Origin of the sequence: Pseudomonas sp. dw_612 (assembly GCF_018449725.1) — a bacterium.
GTDB lineage: Bacteria > Pseudomonadota > Gammaproteobacteria > Pseudomonadales > Pseudomonadaceae > Aquipseudomonas.
Genome location: NZ_JAAVVC010000015.1, coordinates 72,722 through 89,448 on the forward strand (window position 1 = coordinate 72,722; position 16,727 = coordinate 89,448).

The 16,727-nt window shown below is 59.0% G+C and carries 18 protein-coding genes and 2 tRNA genes; 10 read left to right on the forward strand and 10 right to left on the reverse strand.

Annotation, left to right across the window (positions count from 1 at the left end):
* Positions 1-22 precede the first annotated feature (22 nt).
* The 9 genes from HB680_RS21660 to HB680_RS21700 all read left to right on the forward strand — a co-directional run bounded on the left by HB680_RS21660 (position 23) and on the right by HB680_RS21700 (position 7,077).
* The gene (locus HB680_RS21660; protein ID WP_213940538.1) at positions 23-616 is read left to right on the forward strand and encodes a hypothetical protein; all 594 of its coding nucleotides are present in this window, start codon (positions 23-25) and stop codon (positions 614-616) included.
* 118 nt (positions 617-734) lie between these two features.
* Positions 735-1,799, forward strand: coding sequence for a nitronate monooxygenase family protein (locus HB680_RS21665; protein WP_213940539.1), 1,065 nt, complete (start codon positions 735-737; stop codon positions 1,797-1,799).
* Positions 1,800-2,068: 269 nt separating this feature from the next.
* A complete protein-coding gene (gene modA / locus HB680_RS21670) occupies positions 2,069-2,836 on the forward strand; it encodes a molybdate ABC transporter substrate-binding protein (RefSeq protein WP_256735596.1) in 768 nt (255 codons plus the stop codon).
* The gene (gene modB, locus HB680_RS21675; RefSeq protein WP_163910289.1) at positions 2,837-3,517 is read left to right on the forward strand and encodes a molybdate ABC transporter permease subunit; all 681 of its coding nucleotides are present in this window, start codon (positions 2,837-2,839) and stop codon (positions 3,515-3,517) included.
* Positions 3,518-3,520: 3 nt separating this feature from the next.
* Complete coding sequence (gene modC / locus HB680_RS21680) at positions 3,521-4,600, forward strand: molybdenum ABC transporter ATP-binding protein (protein ID WP_213940541.1); 1,080 nt, start codon at positions 3,521-3,523, stop codon at positions 4,598-4,600.
* A gap of 75 nt (positions 4,601-4,675) precedes the next feature.
* A complete protein-coding gene (locus tag HB680_RS21685; RefSeq protein ID WP_213940542.1) occupies positions 4,676-5,713 on the forward strand; it encodes a DNA topoisomerase IB in 1,038 nt (345 codons plus the stop codon).
* Between the two features lie 200 nt (positions 5,714-5,913).
* Complete coding sequence (locus HB680_RS21690) at positions 5,914-6,135, forward strand: hypothetical protein (RefSeq protein ID WP_213940544.1); 222 nt, start codon at positions 5,914-5,916, stop codon at positions 6,133-6,135.
* Positions 6,136-6,264: 129 nt separating this feature from the next.
* Positions 6,265-6,495 (forward strand): hypothetical protein, encoded by a 231-nt coding sequence (locus tag HB680_RS21695; RefSeq protein ID WP_133836423.1) that lies wholly within the window; start codon positions 6,265-6,267, stop codon positions 6,493-6,495.
* Positions 6,496-6,792: 297 nt separating this feature from the next.
* The gene (locus HB680_RS21700) at positions 6,793-7,077 is read left to right on the forward strand and encodes a hypothetical protein (protein WP_213940545.1); all 285 of its coding nucleotides are present in this window, start codon (positions 6,793-6,795) and stop codon (positions 7,075-7,077) included.
* A gap of 53 nt (positions 7,078-7,130) precedes the next feature.
* Here HB680_RS21700 and HB680_RS21705 read toward each other — a convergent pair whose 3' ends face one another.
* From HB680_RS21705 to gabT, 10 genes are all read right to left on the reverse strand, one after another.
* Complete coding sequence (locus HB680_RS21705; protein ID WP_213940546.1) at positions 7,131-7,349, reverse strand: hypothetical protein; 219 nt, start codon at positions 7,347-7,349, stop codon at positions 7,131-7,133.
* A gap of 195 nt (positions 7,350-7,544) precedes the next feature.
* Positions 7,545-8,015 carry a hypothetical protein gene (locus HB680_RS21710; protein ID WP_256735597.1) on the reverse strand — a complete coding sequence of 157 codons (471 nt, stop codon included), beginning with the start codon at positions 8,013-8,015 and terminating at the stop codon, positions 7,545-7,547.
* A gap of 200 nt (positions 8,016-8,215) precedes the next feature.
* Positions 8,216-8,302 (reverse strand) — tRNA-Leu (locus HB680_RS21715).
* 196 nt (positions 8,303-8,498) lie between these two features.
* A tRNA-Cys gene (locus tag HB680_RS21720) sits at positions 8,499-8,572 on the reverse strand.
* A gap of 228 nt (positions 8,573-8,800) precedes the next feature.
* Positions 8,801-10,144: an OprD family outer membrane porin gene (locus tag HB680_RS21725; protein WP_213940547.1), complete on the reverse strand. Its 1,344-nt coding sequence runs from the start codon at positions 10,142-10,144 to the stop codon at positions 8,801-8,803.
* 67 nt (positions 10,145-10,211) lie between these two features.
* Positions 10,212-11,417: a heparan-alpha-glucosaminide N-acetyltransferase domain-containing protein gene (locus tag HB680_RS21730; RefSeq protein ID WP_213940548.1), complete on the reverse strand. Its 1,206-nt coding sequence runs from the start codon at positions 11,415-11,417 to the stop codon at positions 10,212-10,214.
* Between the two features lie 24 nt (positions 11,418-11,441).
* Positions 11,442-12,212, reverse strand: a complete 771-nt coding sequence (locus HB680_RS21735; RefSeq protein ID WP_256735599.1) for a DUF4198 domain-containing protein — start codon at positions 12,210-12,212, stop codon at positions 11,442-11,444.
* Between the two features lie 402 nt (positions 12,213-12,614).
* Positions 12,615-13,103: an Lrp/AsnC family transcriptional regulator gene (locus HB680_RS21740; RefSeq protein ID WP_008055821.1), complete on the reverse strand. Its 489-nt coding sequence runs from the start codon at positions 13,101-13,103 to the stop codon at positions 12,615-12,617.
* A 45-nt stretch (positions 13,104-13,148) separates the two neighbouring features.
* The gene (locus tag HB680_RS21745) at positions 13,149-13,805 is read right to left on the reverse strand and encodes a 2-haloalkanoic acid dehalogenase (protein ID WP_213940550.1); all 657 of its coding nucleotides are present in this window, start codon (positions 13,803-13,805) and stop codon (positions 13,149-13,151) included.
* 95 nt (positions 13,806-13,900) lie between these two features.
* Positions 13,901-15,193: a 4-aminobutyrate--2-oxoglutarate transaminase gene (gabT, locus tag HB680_RS21750; protein ID WP_213940551.1), complete on the reverse strand. Its 1,293-nt coding sequence runs from the start codon at positions 15,191-15,193 to the stop codon at positions 13,901-13,903.
* A 272-nt stretch (positions 15,194-15,465) separates the two neighbouring features.
* Here gabT and HB680_RS21755 point away from each other — a divergent pair, with 272 nt between their 5' ends.
* Positions 15,466-16,392 (forward strand): glyoxylate/hydroxypyruvate reductase A, encoded by a 927-nt coding sequence (locus HB680_RS21755; protein WP_213940552.1) that lies wholly within the window; start codon positions 15,466-15,468, stop codon positions 16,390-16,392.
* Positions 16,393-16,727: the final 335 nt, after the last annotated feature.

Below are 16,727 nucleotides of genomic sequence, written 5' to 3' on the forward strand. Positions count from 1 at the left end.
AGTGATCGCTGAAGGGGCTGCCATGTTTCGTTTTATCAAAACCACAGTCGCCGGAGGGCTGCTGTTTATCCTGCCGCTGGTGCTGGTCTTTTTGCTGCTGGAAAAAGGCGTGCATCTGTTGCGCGAGCCTATTCACAAACTGCTGCCGATGTTTGCCGAGTACAGCGTGGCCGGGGTCACGCTGTTCACTCTCGTGGCGTTGGTGGTGCTGGTGTTGATCTGTTTTTTCGCCGGATTGCTAGCCGGGACCCGATTGGGGACCGCGCTGTTCAATGCGCTGGAAGACAATGTGCTCGGCAAAGTACCCGGGTATACCCTCCTCAAAGATGCAACGGCGCACTTGGCGGGCCTGGAAAATGTCGAGGGCACCAAAGTCGGGTTGATCAACGAGGACGACGGCTGGTTATTTTGCCTGGTGCTCGAACAGCAGCAGGCGTGGTTTTCGGTGTTTATCCTCGATGCAGGCCCGGCGGGCGGCACGTCGGGCGAAGTACGCGTGGTGCCGGCCTCCCAGGTTCGCCTGACCGAACTGACCTGGGTGCAGGTGCTGGCCTGCGTCCGTCGCGGTGGTCATGGAGCGCTGGCACTCGCGGCCCCCTGGCTGCCGCAGGCATAAACACCGGCGTCGGTCCATTCTGAAAAACCGACCCGGACCGTTCAGAAAAACCGACTGGCCTGCCCTCCTCGTTGCTGATACAAAACGGGCATTACCGTCGATGTCGGAGATGATTCAAATGAGCCAATGGCCAGACACCCGCATTCTTGACCTGCTCGGGATCGAGTTGCCGATCATCCAGGCGCCGATGGCCGGCGCCCACGATTCCGCCATGGTGATTGCGGCGAGTAACGCCGGCGGCCTGGGCTCGTTGCCTGCCGCGCTGTTGAGCATCGAGCAGTTGCGCGAAGAGCTGAAAACCATCCGCCAGCACAGCCAACGTCCGTTCAACGTCAACTTTTTCTGCCATCAACCGCCAGCGCCCGACGAGCAAAAGGCCCGGGACTGGAAGAATCTGCTGGAGCCTTATTACCGTGAACTGGGCGCAGATTTCGACGCGCCGACGCCGGTGTCCAATCGTGCACCGTTCGACGAGGCCGCTTGTGCCTTAATCGAAGAATTTCACCCCGAGGTGGTGAGTTTCCACTTCGGCCTGCCGGAGAAATCCCTGCTGGATCGGGTGAAAGCTACCGGGGCAAAGATTCTGTCGTCGGCAACGACCGTTGAAGAGGCCGTGTGGCTGGAGCAGCGCGGCTGCGACGCGATTATCGCCATGGGGTACGAGGCCGGTGGTCATCGCGGGATGTTTCTCAGCGCTGACTTGACCAGTCAGGTCGGGACTTTCGCGCTGGTGCCGCAGATCGTCGATGCCGTGAAAGTGCCGGTGATCGCGGCGGGCGGAATCACTGACGCCCGAGGAATTGCCGCTGCGTTTCACCTGGGCGCCTCGGCGGTACAAGTGGGGACAGCGTATTTGTTCACGCCAGAAGCCAGGATCAGCGCGGCGCACCACAAGGCGTTGCGCACCGCCAAGGAAAGCGACACGGCGGTCACCAATCTTTTCACCGGACGCCCTGCTCGCGGGCTAATGAATCGAGTGATGCGGGAACTGGGCCCGATGAGTGATAAAGCCCCGGCCTTCCCACTGGCCGGCGGTGCGCTGATGCCGTTGCGGGCCAAGGATCCGGCGGATTTCGCCAACCTGTGGGCCGGGCAGGCGTTCCGATTGGGTGTTGAACTGCCCACGGCAGAGTTGACCCGACGCTTGGCTGAAGACGCGTTGGCAAAACTGACTCAACGCTAATCCTCCAGGCCAATACAAACCCTGTGGGAGCGGGCTTGCTCGCGAAGAGGCCGGCACATTCAACATTGATGTCGACTGACACACCGCCTTCGCGAGCAAGCCCGCTCCCACAAGGGATTGCGGGGTCCTGCCACCGCCGCAATACCAACAAGTTCCGTTTGCAGGCATTTCGCTATATATTCCGATATATAGCGTTTCACCCCTCGCATCGGCGCAGTTCACCCCCTATAAAAACTGCCCACTGCATTTGCCTACCACGGAGCCGTTCCATGACCATTCGTGCCTCACGTTTTGCCCCTACTTGCCTGGCGAGCCTGCTCGCCGTATTCGCTTTCGGCTCGGCCCAGGCGGATGAAGTCCAGGTGGCTGTCGCCGCCAACTTCACCGCACCGATCCAGGCGATTGCCGCCGATTTCGAAAAAGACACCGGGCACAAACTGGTAGCGGCCTATGGCGCGACCGGTCAGTTCTACACCCAGATCAAGAACGGCGCGCCGTTCGAAGTGTTCCTCTCGGCGGACGACACCACCCCGCAAAAACTTGAAACCGAAGGCGACACCGTCAAAGGCTCGCGCTTCACCTACGCCATCGGCACCCTGGCGCTGTGGTCGGCCAAGGAAGGTTATGTCGATGGCAAGGGCGAAGTATTGAAGAAAAACGAGTACCAGCACCTGTCCATCGCCAACCCGAAAGCCGCGCCGTATGGCTTGGCCGCGACCCAGGTATTGGCTAAAGAAGGCCTGACCGACAAGGTCAAGGACAAGATCGTTGAAGGCCAGAACATCACCCAGGCCTACCAGTTCGTATCAACTGGTAACGCAGAACTGGGCTTTGTGGCCTTGTCGCAGATCTACAAAGACGGCAAAGTCACCAGCGGTTCGGCGTGGATCGTTCCGGCCAGCCTGCACGACCCGATCAAACAAGACGCGGTGATCCTCAACAAAGGCAAAGACAACCCGGCTGCCAAGGCACTGGTTGAATACCTGAAAGGTCCGAAAGCCGCTGCTGTCATCAAGTCCTACGGTTACCAACTCTAAATGACGCTCACGAGTGCCGATTTTTCCGCCATCTGGCTGACCCTGAAACTGGCGTCCCTGACGACCGTTATCCTGCTGGTTATCGGCACTCCGATTGCGTTATGGCTGTCGCGCACCCGTTCCTGGTTGCGTGGCCCGGTCGGGGCGATCGTCGCCCTGCCCCTGGTGTTGCCGCCCACGGTGATTGGCTTCTATTTATTACTGGCGCTCGGGCCTCATGGCTTCGTCGGTCAGTTCACCCAATCACTGGGGTTCGGCACCCTCACTTTCAGTTTTGCGGGGTTGGTGATCGGCTCGGTGCTCTATTCGATGCCGTTCGTGGTGCAGCCGCTGCAAAACGCCTTTTCCGCGATCGGCACTCGCCCTCTGGAAGTCGCCGCCACGTTGCGCGCTAATCCCTGGGACACGTTTTTCAGCGTCATCCTGCCCCTGGCCCGCCCCGGTTTTATCACTGCTGCGATACTGGGATTCGCCCATACCGTCGGCGAATTCGGCGTGGTGCTGATGATCGGCGGCAACATCCCGGACAAGACCCGCGTCGTGTCGGTGCAGATCTACGATCACGTCGAAGCCATGGAATATGCCCAGGCCCATTGGCTGGCCGGGGCGATGCTGGTGTTCTCTTTCCTGGTGTTGCTGGCGCTCTACTCCAGCCGTAAAACCAAAGCGGGTTGGAGCTGATTGATGATTCAAACCCGTCTGAAACTGAGTTACTCGGGGTTCGCCCTGGATGTGGATTTGCAATTGCCCGGGCGTGGCGTCACCGCGCTGTTTGGCCATTCCGGCTCAGGCAAAACCACTTGCCTGCGCTGCATCGCCGGGCTGGAGAAGGCCGAAGAAGGCTTCATCCAGATCAACGATGAAATCTGGCAGGACAGCCGCCAGAAGATTTTCGTCCCGCCGCACAAGCGCGCCATCGGTTACGTCTTCCAGGAGGCGAGCCTGTTTCCGCATTTGTCGGTGCTGGCCAACCTTGAATTCGGCCTCACGCGCATTCCGAAGCCGCAACGCCGCGTGGATATGGCTCATGCCACCGAATTGCTGGGCATCGGCCATCTGCTGGACCGTCATCCGCAGCACTTGTCCGGCGGCGAACGCCAACGTGTCGGCATCGCCCGCGCCCTGCTCACCAGCCCGAAACTGCTGCTGATGGACGAACCGCTGGCGGCACTGGATAGCCAGCGCAAAAACGAAATCCTGCCGTACCTGCAACGGCTGCACGACGAACTGGACATTCCGGTGCTGTACGTCAGTCACTCCCAGGATGAAGTGGCGCGGCTGGCCGATCATATTGTGCTGCTCAGCGACGGCAAGGCCCTGGCCAGCGGCCCGATCGGCGAAACCCTGGCCCGCCTCGACCTGCCTTTGGCGCAGGGTGATGACGCTGGTGTGGTGATTGAAGGACACGTCAGCGCCTACGACGCCGACTATCAACTGCTGACCTTGCAACTGCCCAATTGCGGTTTGAACCTGCGCGTGGCCCATGCGCCGATGATCGAAGGTCAGGTCTTGCGCTGCAAAGTCCAGGCGCGGGATGTCAGCTTGAGCCTGCACAGCGTTGAGCAAAGCAGCATCCTCAATCGCCTGCCGGTCACGGTAATCAGTGAACTCAGCGCCGACAACGCCGCCCATGTGCTGATCCGTCTGGACGCGGGCGGCACGCCGTTGCTGGCGCGGATCACCCGCTACTCTCGGGATCAACTGGGCCTCCATCCTGGCCAGGCGTTATGGGCGCAGATCAAGGCAGTGGCCGTGCTGGCCTGAATCGGTTGGCACCACGGCGATAGCGCGCGGTCAATGGCTGTACCAGCCCTCGATTCGTTGCCAAGGACTACCGCCATGCCTGACACCGCGCTGACCGATGTGTTGCCGCCCGACCTGCATTACGTCGATGACACCCAGCCCGGCATCACCCGCAAGAAACTGCGGGGCAAGTTCTGTTATTTCGATCCGGCGGGCCAACGCATTACCGACCCTGACGAGATAAAACGCATCAACGCCCTGGCGGTGCCGCCCGCCTACACCGACGTGTGGATCAGCGCCGACCCGCGCGGCCACTTGCAAGCCACCGGACGCGACGCCCGGGACCGCAAGCAATACCGTTATCACGCGCGCTGGCGCGAAGTGCGCGATGCCGACAAGTACTCGCGCCTGCGGGATTTCGGGCTGGCGCTGCCGAATCTGCGCAAGCAACTGGAAGCCCTGCTGGCGGCGCCGGGATTCAGTCGTGACAAGGTTATGGCCACGATCATCACCTTGCTCGACGCGACGCTGATCCGTGTCGGCAATACCCAATATGCCCGGGACAACCGATCCTATGGGCTGACCACCCTGCGTAACCGGCACGTCGAGGTCAATGGCAGTGCGATCCTGTTCCAGTTTCGCGGCAAGAGTGGCGTCGAACACCAGATCACCGTCAGGGATCGGCGTCTGGCGCGAATCATCAAGCGCTGCCTGGAAATTCCCGGACAGAACCTGTTTCAGTACCTCGACGAAAACGGCGAGCGACACACCGTCAGTTCCTCCGACGTCAACGCCTACCTGCAAACCCTCACCGGCGCCGACTTCACGGCCAAGGATTACCGCACCTGGGCCGGCAGCGCACTGGCGTTGTCGGTGTTGCGGGAACTGCAATGGGAACCGGAATCCGATGCCAAGCGGCATGTGGTGGAAATGGTGAAGAACGTCGCCAAACAACTGGGTAACACCCCGGCGGTGTGCCGCAAGTGCTACATCCACCCGGCGGTGCTGGAGGGCTTTCTGCTCGGCGCCTTGGCTGAATTGCCACGGCCGCGGGTTCGTAAAGGGCTCAGGGCTGAAGAGGTCGGGTTGGCGATGTATTTGGAAAAAATGGTCGCCGCCGCCGAACAATCCTGACTGCATCCTGTAGGAGCTGCCGAAGGCTGCGATCTTTTGGCTTTGCTTTTTTAGGTCAAGATCAAAAAAATCGCAGCCTTCAGCAGTTCCCACGGAGGCCTTGTACAGGCAACCAACCGACGAACTGACCTGTCTATTTTTTGCACGATTGCACAGGGCTTCTATAGTTGATCTCAACACGAATCAGCTGCGGTGGTGCCATGGAAGACATTTTCGTTGTGAAACGTTGCAACAAGATCATCATTCATGGCCGCCGGGCTGGAGAAGTAAACCACGCGCCACCTGACGCCGCCGTCTGGTACCGCATCGCCGACACCCGCACCCGTGGCTTTATCGGTGATGGTTACGATCTCGAAGAAGACGCCCGACGTGAATGCCGCCAGCTCAACGCGCGCTCACAAGTGACAGCCCGGCAAAGCTGAAAGGGTTCAAGATTTTTTACCGGGTCTATACTGAAATCAGCTGAAGGACCAGCGACCCCATCGGCAGAGAGCTCGCACCCGCGGGCTTTTTGCTGCAACTGCCAGGTTTGCTTTAAATGGAGGTGTGTCATGTCCGAAAAAGAGTCCATCACCACCCTGCTCACCCTGCTTGACTCCCGTCAGGCTCGCCTCGCGGCCGCTTGTAAGGAAATTGCCGACTGGGTCGATCATCAAGGCGGGCATCCGACGGCCCTGAAAATTCGTGACCGGCTGAACGACATCGAGAAAGACGCACCGCTGATTCGCAGCACGCTGTCTTCGCTTCACCCCGTCGAACCGCCACTGCCACGGTTCAGATAATCATTCGACTCAAGGACAGGCCTGATTCAGGAAGCATGAACGGCGACAACGTTGTCACCGAGACCCTGCCTGCCTGATAGCCTCCTTCCACACCCGCAACCCGGCTTGGCGCTGGGCTTTTTTTTGCGCCAATGTTTTCACATCCTGTTCACAAGCGACGCCCTACTGTGGAATCACTCCTTTGAAGAATCCCTTGGCCCGCCCGCATGCGGGCCATTTTTTTGCCCCTGGGTCCACCAACGAACGCTGCCAACGGCTGGAGGTCAAACGATCACACGTCACGAAGGAGACGTCCCAATGGTCACTCACTTTAAAGTCGGCGGGCATCTGGCCTGCGGTCATACAGGCAAAAAACTGGTTTCTAGCAAAATACTTGCCCAGGTCAAATGTAGAAGCTGCCGCAACACCGATGCGTTCAAGGATGCTCGAAAGGACGAACGCAATGCGGCAAGGCGCGCAGCGCGCAAGGCCAAGATCACTCATACCGCCAATGACTGGCGTGCAGAGTGGGTTCAGCGCCTGACCGCGATGGCGGGAATGCAAAGACTGCCGCGAGGATTCAGAGGGCAGCCGTTTGTTTAGCTGACACAGTGCATTTCCATTAGCGATCCGCAACGGTGCCCGTTCCGGTCTGTTCAGGCGACTGGCGGGGTATCGGGTGGATTGCTTCCGTCGCGACTATTGATAAAGGCATTCCATTGCACATAGGCGTCGTGCTGACGCTTGACGGCTTCCTCCCAGATCGGTCCAGACACGGACCGGGATGAGATCAGCTTCATCATTTCCGAAGTTGCAGCATCGAGATCCACAAGAAGCTCATGTGATTTGATCCTGAAATCGTCGACAGATGTCATGCCTCCACCCCTCCGGTCTTGTCACCACTGAGAAGCCAATGCTTCTGGATCAGTTGAGCCCGGACTCACTGAAATGATTCATAGAGGCCGATCACTGGTAATGCCTAACAAAATAGCGGATTGAAAATAAACAAGGGCTTGCATCAGCTTTCGCTCGCAAACCCTTGATTTAAAATAATTTACAGCTCGAAAAAGCTAAGCGCAGGCGTCAGCGACGGCTTTCTCGGCACGGTTGATTTCCTGCCTGATATCCGGGGATATTCGCTGTTTTTTGAGCTGCTGCTCGAGAAAAAGCTGGCTGCCCTGGTTTTTTACTTCGGCATCGACCGCGGCGTCCTGCGACTCCAGCTCTGCCGCATGCGCATTGATGACGGTTTCAACTTCCGCTTCATTATTCGCGGCATCCAGGGCCTTGATGAGTTTGCCTGCTTCCGCCTTCTCGGCGTCAGCATAACCTTCGACAGACAGACCAACAGCCATCGCTCGCGTTTGAATTTCCAGGGTTGTCATATGCTGCTGTGCAGCTTTGCACGCCTCAATACGTCGTTGGCTTTCGACAGCCTTCCACTCCATCAATGCTTGAGTCGTAACACCAATCACCACCAGGGTGATGGCGGCACCCACCATTCGGCCTTTCACATCCGCAACCTCGACAGTCCAGCGCATTACCTTTAGATGACGCCCGACTCCATTCGAGGCATTCAAAGCGTAGCAGGACCGGGGGCTGAAAAATGGCTTCACGTCGGGAGTGGGTTATTCAATGCTGGAGCAACTGAACCGCAGAATTGCAGTCCCGCTCCAAAATAACGGCCCGGAAACAAACAAGGGTTTGCATTAGCTTTCGCTCGCAAACCCTTGATTTTAGATGGTGCCCGAAGCCGGAATCGAACCGGCACGCCCTTACGAGCGGGGGATTTTAAGTCCCATGCGTCTACCAGTTTCGCCATTCGGGCGGTAGCGCGGTGAAGCGGTCTGAAGGTTGCCGGATAAACATCTGGCAGTCTCTGACGCTTGTGCAGCAGAGGTGGAAATATATACATCCCTCCCCTGTGAAGCAAGTTCGCAGATGCCCTTTTCAAGACTAAATCTTGCAGGGCGGCGAAAATAAAAAAGCTCCGTAGATCAAGGATCTACGGAGCTCGTTTAAAGTGGAGGCCGAGGTCGGAATCGAACCGGCGTAGGCGGATTTGCAATCCGCTGCATAACCATTTTGCTACTCGGCCTCAAACATCTGATGTCAGTAGCACGACACCAAATGCATACAAACGCTGAGCTTCGAGACATAATCGAATCATTCTCTAACTCTTTGAAAACATTGAGCTTTTTCAGCGGTCAGTGCTTTCGATGGCGTGAATTATGTACTGATTTCCCGAAGCTGGCAACCCCTTGATTTCAAAAAAATTTCTACCGGGCTGAACGTACCGCGTTCGCCCCTGGCGCCGTTTGTTCTCTCAGAATTTCCCACCCAGCGGATACTCCACCGCCAACCGAATCTGATTGGCATCCAGCTCCGCCTGCGCTGCATTCCCACGATGCACTGCATGACGCAAGGTAAACGCCAGGTTTTTCGCCGCGCCGGATTGCACCACGTATTTGGCCTGCAGATCCCGTTCCCAGTGCTTGCCGCCCTGCCCGTAACCGAGCCATTTGTAACCGCCGCTCGGGTCCATGTGGCTGCCGTCGATGCCGCTGCCGCGCACATACAATGCGCCGAAGGTCAGGCCGGGGATGCCGTAGCCGGCCAGGTTCAGGTCGTAGCGCGCCTGCCAGGAGGCCTCCTGCGGCGCATTGAAGTCGGACAGGGCCACGGCGTTGCTCAAATAGATAGCACCTCGGGTGACGTAGTCGTAGGGCGTATCGCCGTCGACTTTCTGATAACCCAGACCAAAGCTGTGGGAACCAGCCTTATAGGTCGTCAGAAAACTCCAGGTGGTGTTATCGATCCGGCCGGACAAGGCTTTGCCGGTGTCCTGGGTGCGATAAAGATTGAGGTCGAAGGTCAGGTCCTGCCCATCCGCCAACGGCTGGGTGTAGACCGCGCCCAGATAGTGCTGACGCCAGGTGTCGGCGTAGACCGCACTGAACAGGCTGGCGTTCAACCCTTTGAGCGCGGTGTTGCGTACGCCCACCAGATCAAAGCGGTCGCCCTGTTTGCCATTGGAGTAATTGACTACAAATCCCTGGTCATGGCTGGTGGCGTTGCGGTCGGTGCTTTCGTTGAAGTGTCCGCCGTAGAGCGTGGTGGCGGGCAATTCGCGGCTGGTCAGTAGCCAACCAGTGGCGGTTTCCGGCAGTAGGCGGCTATCGGATGAGCCGAACACCGGAGTTTTCACCCTCTGCTCGCCGTAACGCAGTTCGGTTGAAGAAAAGCGCAGTTTAGCCACGGCCCCCGCGCGACTGAATTCATCCTTGGGGTGACCGTCGTTATCCACGCCGAGCAACCGCGCCTTGCCGGCCCGCCCGCCTCCGCTGTCCAGTTTCCAGCCGGAATAGGCGTGAGCGTCGAGGCCGAAGCCTACGGTGCCGCGTGTGTAGCCGGAGGTGAAATCGGCCATCAGGCCGTAGGCCCATTCCTCGGCGAGGTCGCTGCGCTGGGCGCGGGGTTTGTAGGCATTGCGTGCACCGTTACTCAGCGCACCGTGTTCGTAATCGCGGCGGTCGTAGACGCTGCGGTTGAGCAGGTTCCACTGACTGTCCTCGATAAAGCCTTTTGCGTTGTCTTGCTCTGAAGCCAGGGCGAACAGCGATTGCCCGCCCAATGCCAATAGCAGGGTATGTGTCGATAGGGTTTTCACAGGGCAACTCCACGGAATTCGGGCTTTGCAACGCGTCCCTCCCATCGGAGGAACGCCCTTGGGCACCTCAGAGGTATTTGAGGATCGCGATGTCGCGACGGCGTTGCTTGAGGCTGGCGAACCAGCGCGTCGGGAAAAACAGCAACACCCCGAGGATCACGCTCCACAGCCACACGGTCGGCAGGTTATCGAAGCCGTAGTACGCGCCCTGATTGGCGCCCCAGATCGCGACGGCCACCAGGTACATGGCCTTGAGTACGTAAAGGTGCAGCAAATAGAAGAACATCGGCGCCCCGCCGTAGATAGCCAGCGTCGCGGTGGACCAGCGATCCTGCAACTTCTCGAACAATGCCAGCAGAAGCAGCCCCAGACCGAGGGTCGGCATCAGGAACATCAGCGACGGCGGGTATTTCTTCGCGCTCATAAAGCTCATGAAGGTGCGCAGCGAGTCACCGGTTTGCACCCAAGGCTTCTCGCCATAGACGTTCAAGTAGCGGATGAACACGAACGCCACCAGCAGGCCGACGCCGAGTTTGACCAAGCGGGAAATCCGCTCCGCCGGGTCCATGTCCTTGCCGAACCACGGCCCGATGGCCCAGCCCAACAGGATCACGCCAATCCACGGCAGCACCGGATACGTGGTGCGGGCCCGGGTGAATTCGGTGATGTCGATAAACACCTTCTGATGCAGGATCGACCACGGCACATAGAATGGCGATTCCGGTCCGACGACGACGTTATCGAATAGGTTATGCCCGGCAACGATGGCCAGCCCCAGCACGATCAACCAGCTGCGTTTGAAGTGCAGCAACCCGGCCAGCACGATCATGCAGATGCCGATGCACCAGATCACTTGCAACCACAGCGTCTTGGGCGGGAACTCGGCGTTCCAGGCGAAGCAGACGAAGGTGATTTCCAGAAACACCAGAAAGAACCCGCGCTTGAGCAGGAAGACCGAGGTTTCGCTGGCGGTGTGTTTCTGGCTGTAGAGCCAGGCCGACAGACCCGTGAGGAAGATAAATACCGGGGCGCAGATTTCGCTGAGCATGCGGGTGAAGTACAAGTCTGGCGTCACGCTCAGGGCATCGATCGGGTCGGTGACCTGACGGTGCAGCAGAAAGGTTTCGCGCACGTGGTCGATCAGCATCAACAGCATGACGAAACCGCGCAGGGCATCGATCGCCAGCATGCGGATGTTGGCTTTCACAGCGGGGGTGGCGAGCGCTGGGGAAATACTTCCCGCCTGCCCGGCCAATCCTGAAGAATGGGACATATCAATAATTCCTGTAAGGATGGATCAGGCCTGTTTCTTCAACCGGGCGACTTCGGAGGCTGGCAGTTGCGACGGAGCCCTGGGCAACGGCGGCTTGCCCTGAGCGCGATAGAACGACAGCGTCGAACTGAAGCTCTTCAGGTCGTACGGCTCGATCTTGCCTTGCGGACTGACCCGCTCACCGGGCGTGCGGTCCTTGTATTCGACGGCCACCACATACGTCCCCTGCCAGGGCAACTCGAAGCTGACCTTGCCCGTCGCATCGGTGCGCCGGGTAAAGACTTCACCGGAACCGGTTTCCAGCATAACGTCCTGATCCGCCAGCGGTTTTTGCGAATAGTACACTTGGAACTGCGCCTTGTTCCCGTCAACGAGGCCGGTAGGCACGATGTCCAGGGTCAGTTCCGGGGTGCGCGCGCGTAAATCGCCGACCCAGCGGGTTGCCGGCGTCCAGTAGGTTTTCAGCGCCTTGTCCGCTTCATGCAGGTCGAAGATCGGATAATGCGGGTCCTGGGCCAGCAGGGAGTCATCGCTCCTGGCCTGATGGGCCACCGAAAAAGCCTGACGCTGCAACGTCAGATTCAATGGTTTCGAATTGTTGCCAAGCGACCATCCCTTGAGCTGCTGAAACCGGTCCATCCCGCCCGGCGTCACTTCCAGCATGTTTTTGTCGTATTCCCCGTAGTACAACGCCAACGGTTGCCCGGGCGGCTGTTCGTACCAGATCTGATGCGCTTCGCTGCTGCCAGCCAGCAGGAAGATGCCGTAACCCAACAGTGCTTTTGCGTTGCTCATTCGCATTTTTTTGGCTCCGATTGGTGTTATTCCGCGATGTACTGCCGACGCTTCATCCTCCCGAAATCAGCGACTTCATAAACCGCGCCCCTCTCTCTGTACGCATTACAGCGCGAAGACTTTTGCGCGTTGTTTCGAAATCAATGCGTGTGGGGCTATCGGCAACTGTTTTTGCAGGGGGAAACAGCGGTTTATGCGGCTTGCGCCAGGATGAGGCGGGTTGGGGGATTCTCGCGGACTCGTGTCCAAACGCGGTGCATTGCGACTCCGCGAAACAATTGTGGGAGCGAGCCTGCTCGCGAAGGCGGTGTCTCAGTCAATGCAAATATCGACTGACACTCCGCCTTCGCGAGCAAGCCCGCTCCCACAGGGGGATTTGTGTCGGGTTGGGAATTGCGCCTATCAGTGCCGTAACAACTTGCGCAACGGCACGCCGTCCTTGAGCACAGGCGACTTGATGACGATGTAGCTGAAGTACTTGGAGATGCCGATGTTTTTGTCGAGCAGGCTTTCGATCACTTCCTGGTAATGCTGGATGCTGCGGGTCATGAAGCGCACGAGGTAATCGTAGCCACCGCTGATCAAATGGCATTCGAGCACTTCGTCCACCAGGCGAATGTTGGATTCGAACTTGGCGAAGTCTTCGCGTTTGTGGTCGCTGAGGGTGATTTCGGTGAAGACCGTCACCGAATCGGTGATTTTCGCCAGGTTCAGGTGCGCCTTGTAGCTGGAAATGTACCCGGCCGATTCCAGTCGCTTGACCCGTTGCAGGCAGGGGCTGGCCGATAATCCCACGGCATCGGCGAGGCTGACGTTGGTCATGCGCCCATCCTTTTGCAACTCAACCAGGATGCTGATGTCGATTCGGTCCAGTTTTACTAAACCTTCCATTGCGTACCTCTTGACTGCCGTTTGTAAGACAATCTTCTAGCAAAATCAGCGCCGTAAAGACAGCTGATGCTGAGCCACCAGATCCGCCATGCTGTTGATGCAGTAATCCGCCGCGCAAGGCGTCGGGTGTTTGACCCGGCCACGACAAATCAGGCACACATCGCGACTCGCCTGTCGACTGGCAGACGGCCGGGTCACTTGCAGGATCTCGCCGGGCTTGAACGCATTGGCCTGCAGCCAGTCCGCATCTTGCAACGGATCGCTGGCCAGCGAGATAAAGTCATCGGGCATGATCCCCAGACGTTCACACAGTAACCCGCGATCCTCGGCATCACGATCGCCCTGCACCAGCAGCCGATAGAACTTGCGCAGGTACAACATCGCACCCGGCGCGTCCTCGAACAGCGACCAGCCGGCCACCGAACGGGCGAAGCTCATGCCCTCCTCCCAACTGGCTTTCAGGCCCCAGCGCTCGGCCAACTGGCGATGGGCGAAACACAGCAGTCCACTGAAGCCTAGCTCACCGAAGCGCGGATACAGTGCGCGCACCACCTCACCATATTCGGCCAGCACCTGTTCCTTGTCCGGGTGCCCGCCCCGGGTGTCGAGTAGCGGTTGCAATGCCGCCCAGACCCCCGAGTCGCGATCGACCAGGACTTCATCGCAATCGATGAGCAGCGCTCGATATTCAGTCAGCCCCATGGTGTGCAAAGCCTCCGATGATGCATTCCATCCCTCCATGCTCCATAACGGCTCACGGGCGATGCCTTGCAGCAGCGCCCCACGCCTGCAGAAGCTCAGTTCAAGACGCGTGCCAAAGCGGTTTCGAGAATCTGCAGCGCTTCGTCGACCTGGGCTTCAGTGGCCACCAATGGCGCAAGGAAACGCAGGACGTTGCGATACACGCCGCACTTGATCACCAATAGACCGCCCTTGCGCGCTTCATCGATCAGCCGCTGATTGAGGTCGGCGTCCGGCGTGCGAGCCTCATCCGGTTTGATCAGCTCAATCGCCAGCATGAAGCCGACGCCGCGCACATCGCCGATTTGCGGGTGACGGCTCTGCAAGCGCAGCAATCCCTGACGCAAACGCTCGCCTAACACTTCGCCCCGCGCCAGCAACTGTTCTTCCTCGAAGGCATCAATCACCGCGAGTGCCGCCGCGCATGACAACGCGTTGCCGCCATAGGTGCCGCCCAGGCCACCGGGCAGCGGCGCGTCCATGATCGCGGCTTTGCCGACTACCCCCGACAGCGGCAAGCCACCGGCCAGACTCTTGGCAACCGTCACCAGGTCCGGCTGGATACCGGCGTGCTGAAAACCGAACCATTTGCCGGTGCGGCCGAAACCGGTCTGGATTTCGTCGAGAATCAGCACGATGCCGTGTTTCTCAGTCAAGGCGCGCAGGCCTTTGAGGAACGCTACCGGCGCCGAGAGGAAACCACCGTCGCCCTGCACCGGCTCGATGATGATCGCAGCGACCCGCTCCGGTGCCACTTGAGTGGCGAGCAATTCGTCCAGTGCCTTGAGCGCCATGTCGCTGGTGACGCCGCGATAGGCATTCGGATACGGCGTGTGAAACACCTCCGGCGCGAACGGTCCGAAGTTCTGTTTGTACGGCTGGCTCATGCCGGTCAGCGTGGTGCCGAGCAAGGTGCGACCATGGAAACCGCCACGAAAGGCAATCACCGCCGAACGGCTGGTGTGGGCCCGGGCGATCTTCACCGCGTTCTCCACAGCCTCGGCGCCGGAGGTGAAGAACGCCGCTTTATAGGCTTCCTTACCGCCGATCATTTCACACAGGCGCTGGGCCAGATCCAGATAAGGTTTGTAGGCAACCACCTGGAAACACGCGTGGGACACCTTTTGCAATTGCGCCTGTACCGCCGCCACCACTTTCGGGTGGTTGTGGCCGATGTTCAACACACCGATGCCGCCGACAAAATCCAGGTAGCGCTTGCCGTCCACATCCCACAACTCGGCACCTTGGGCGCGATCTATCACCAACGGGTGAGCGGTGACCAGGCCACGCGGCACGAATTGATCGCGCTGACGGAGCAAATGAGGGGTTTCATCGACTTTGCTATTCATGGCATTTCCCATCGTGAGTCCGGCAACCGGGAGGTGGTTGCGATGGTGTTCAGGTTAAGGCCTGGGCGAAACGAACTACGCCGAACTTGGCCCCTGAGAAATTCGGATCGACTGTTTTCACCCTGCCAAACGGCAGATTCCTTCAGCCCGCCGAATCTGCCGTCGACTGGCCGATACAGCATGGTGCCGCGCGTTTAACCCGGCGCTTTCGACAGATCCTGCGCTGGCATTGGGCGATGATGAAAGCACCTTCACCCTTTCAGGAATTGCCCATGGCCCTGCTGTATAAAGCTGACCCTGTGCGCGGCGAACAGTGGCAAGCGCTGTTTGCCGAACACGCCCCGGATATCGAATGGCGCGCCTGGCCGGATATTGGCGATCCTTCGCAGATTGAATACCTGGCCGCGTGGCAGGCACCGGATGATCTGCAAACGTTGTTACCGAACCTGAAGGTGTTGTTCGCGCTGTCTGCCGGGGTCGATCAACTGGACCTCAGCCGTATACCGGCGAGTTTGCCGGTGGTGCGGTTGCTCGATCCTGGCATCACCCGTGGCATGTGCGAGTACGCGAGTTTTGCCGTGTTGAGCCTGCATCGGGACATGCTGCGTTATCGGCAACAACAGATGGCGCGGTGTTGGCAGGCGCACTTGCTGCAACCGGCGAGCAAGCGTCGGGTCGGCGTAATGGGGCTCGGCACTCAGGCGCAACAGATTCTGGCGACATTGCAGCCGTTAGGATTTGCGCTGAAAGGCTGGGCACGCAGTGCGCATGGGATTGATGGCGTGGATTGTTATGCAGGCAATGAGCAACTGCCGGCGTTTCTCAGCCAATGCGACATTCTGTTGTGCGTGCTGCCGCTGACTGAACAGACCCGGGGGATTCTGGATCGTGAACTGTTCCGGCAACTGCCTCGGGGTGCGGCGCTGATCAATATGGGTCGGGGTGGGCATCTGGTGGAAGGCGATCTGCTGGAAGCGCTGGACAACGGGCAGCTCAGCGGCGCGGTACTGGATGTGCTGCAGCAGGAACCGGCGCCGGCGGAGCATCCGTTCTGGGGACACCCGCAGATTCTGCTGACACCGCATATTGCCGCGATGACCCAGCCGGAGAGTGCGTTTGGGGTGTTGTTGGAGAATATTCGGCGGTTTGAGCGGGGCCAATCGATGGAGGGCAAGATCGACCGACAACAGGGGTATTGAGCGCGTACGACTTGCTGTGTTGGGTGTCTGCCAAACCACCCCCTCACCCCAGCCCTCTCCCCAATGGGGAGAGGGGGAAAGGGAGCCGATCTTCATGCTTTTCAGACCCGAGTTCGACTCAGGATTTTCAGGTCGATGTAGCTCAAATAAACAACTCGGTCGGTCCCCTCACCCCAGCCCTCTCCCCAATGGGGAGAGAGGGAAAGGGAGCCGATCTTCATGCTTTTCAGACCCGAGGTCGACTCAGGACTTTCAGGTCGATGTAGCTCAAATAAACAACTCGGTCGGTCCCCTCACCCCAGCCCTCTCCCCAATGGGGAGAGAGGGAAAGGGCG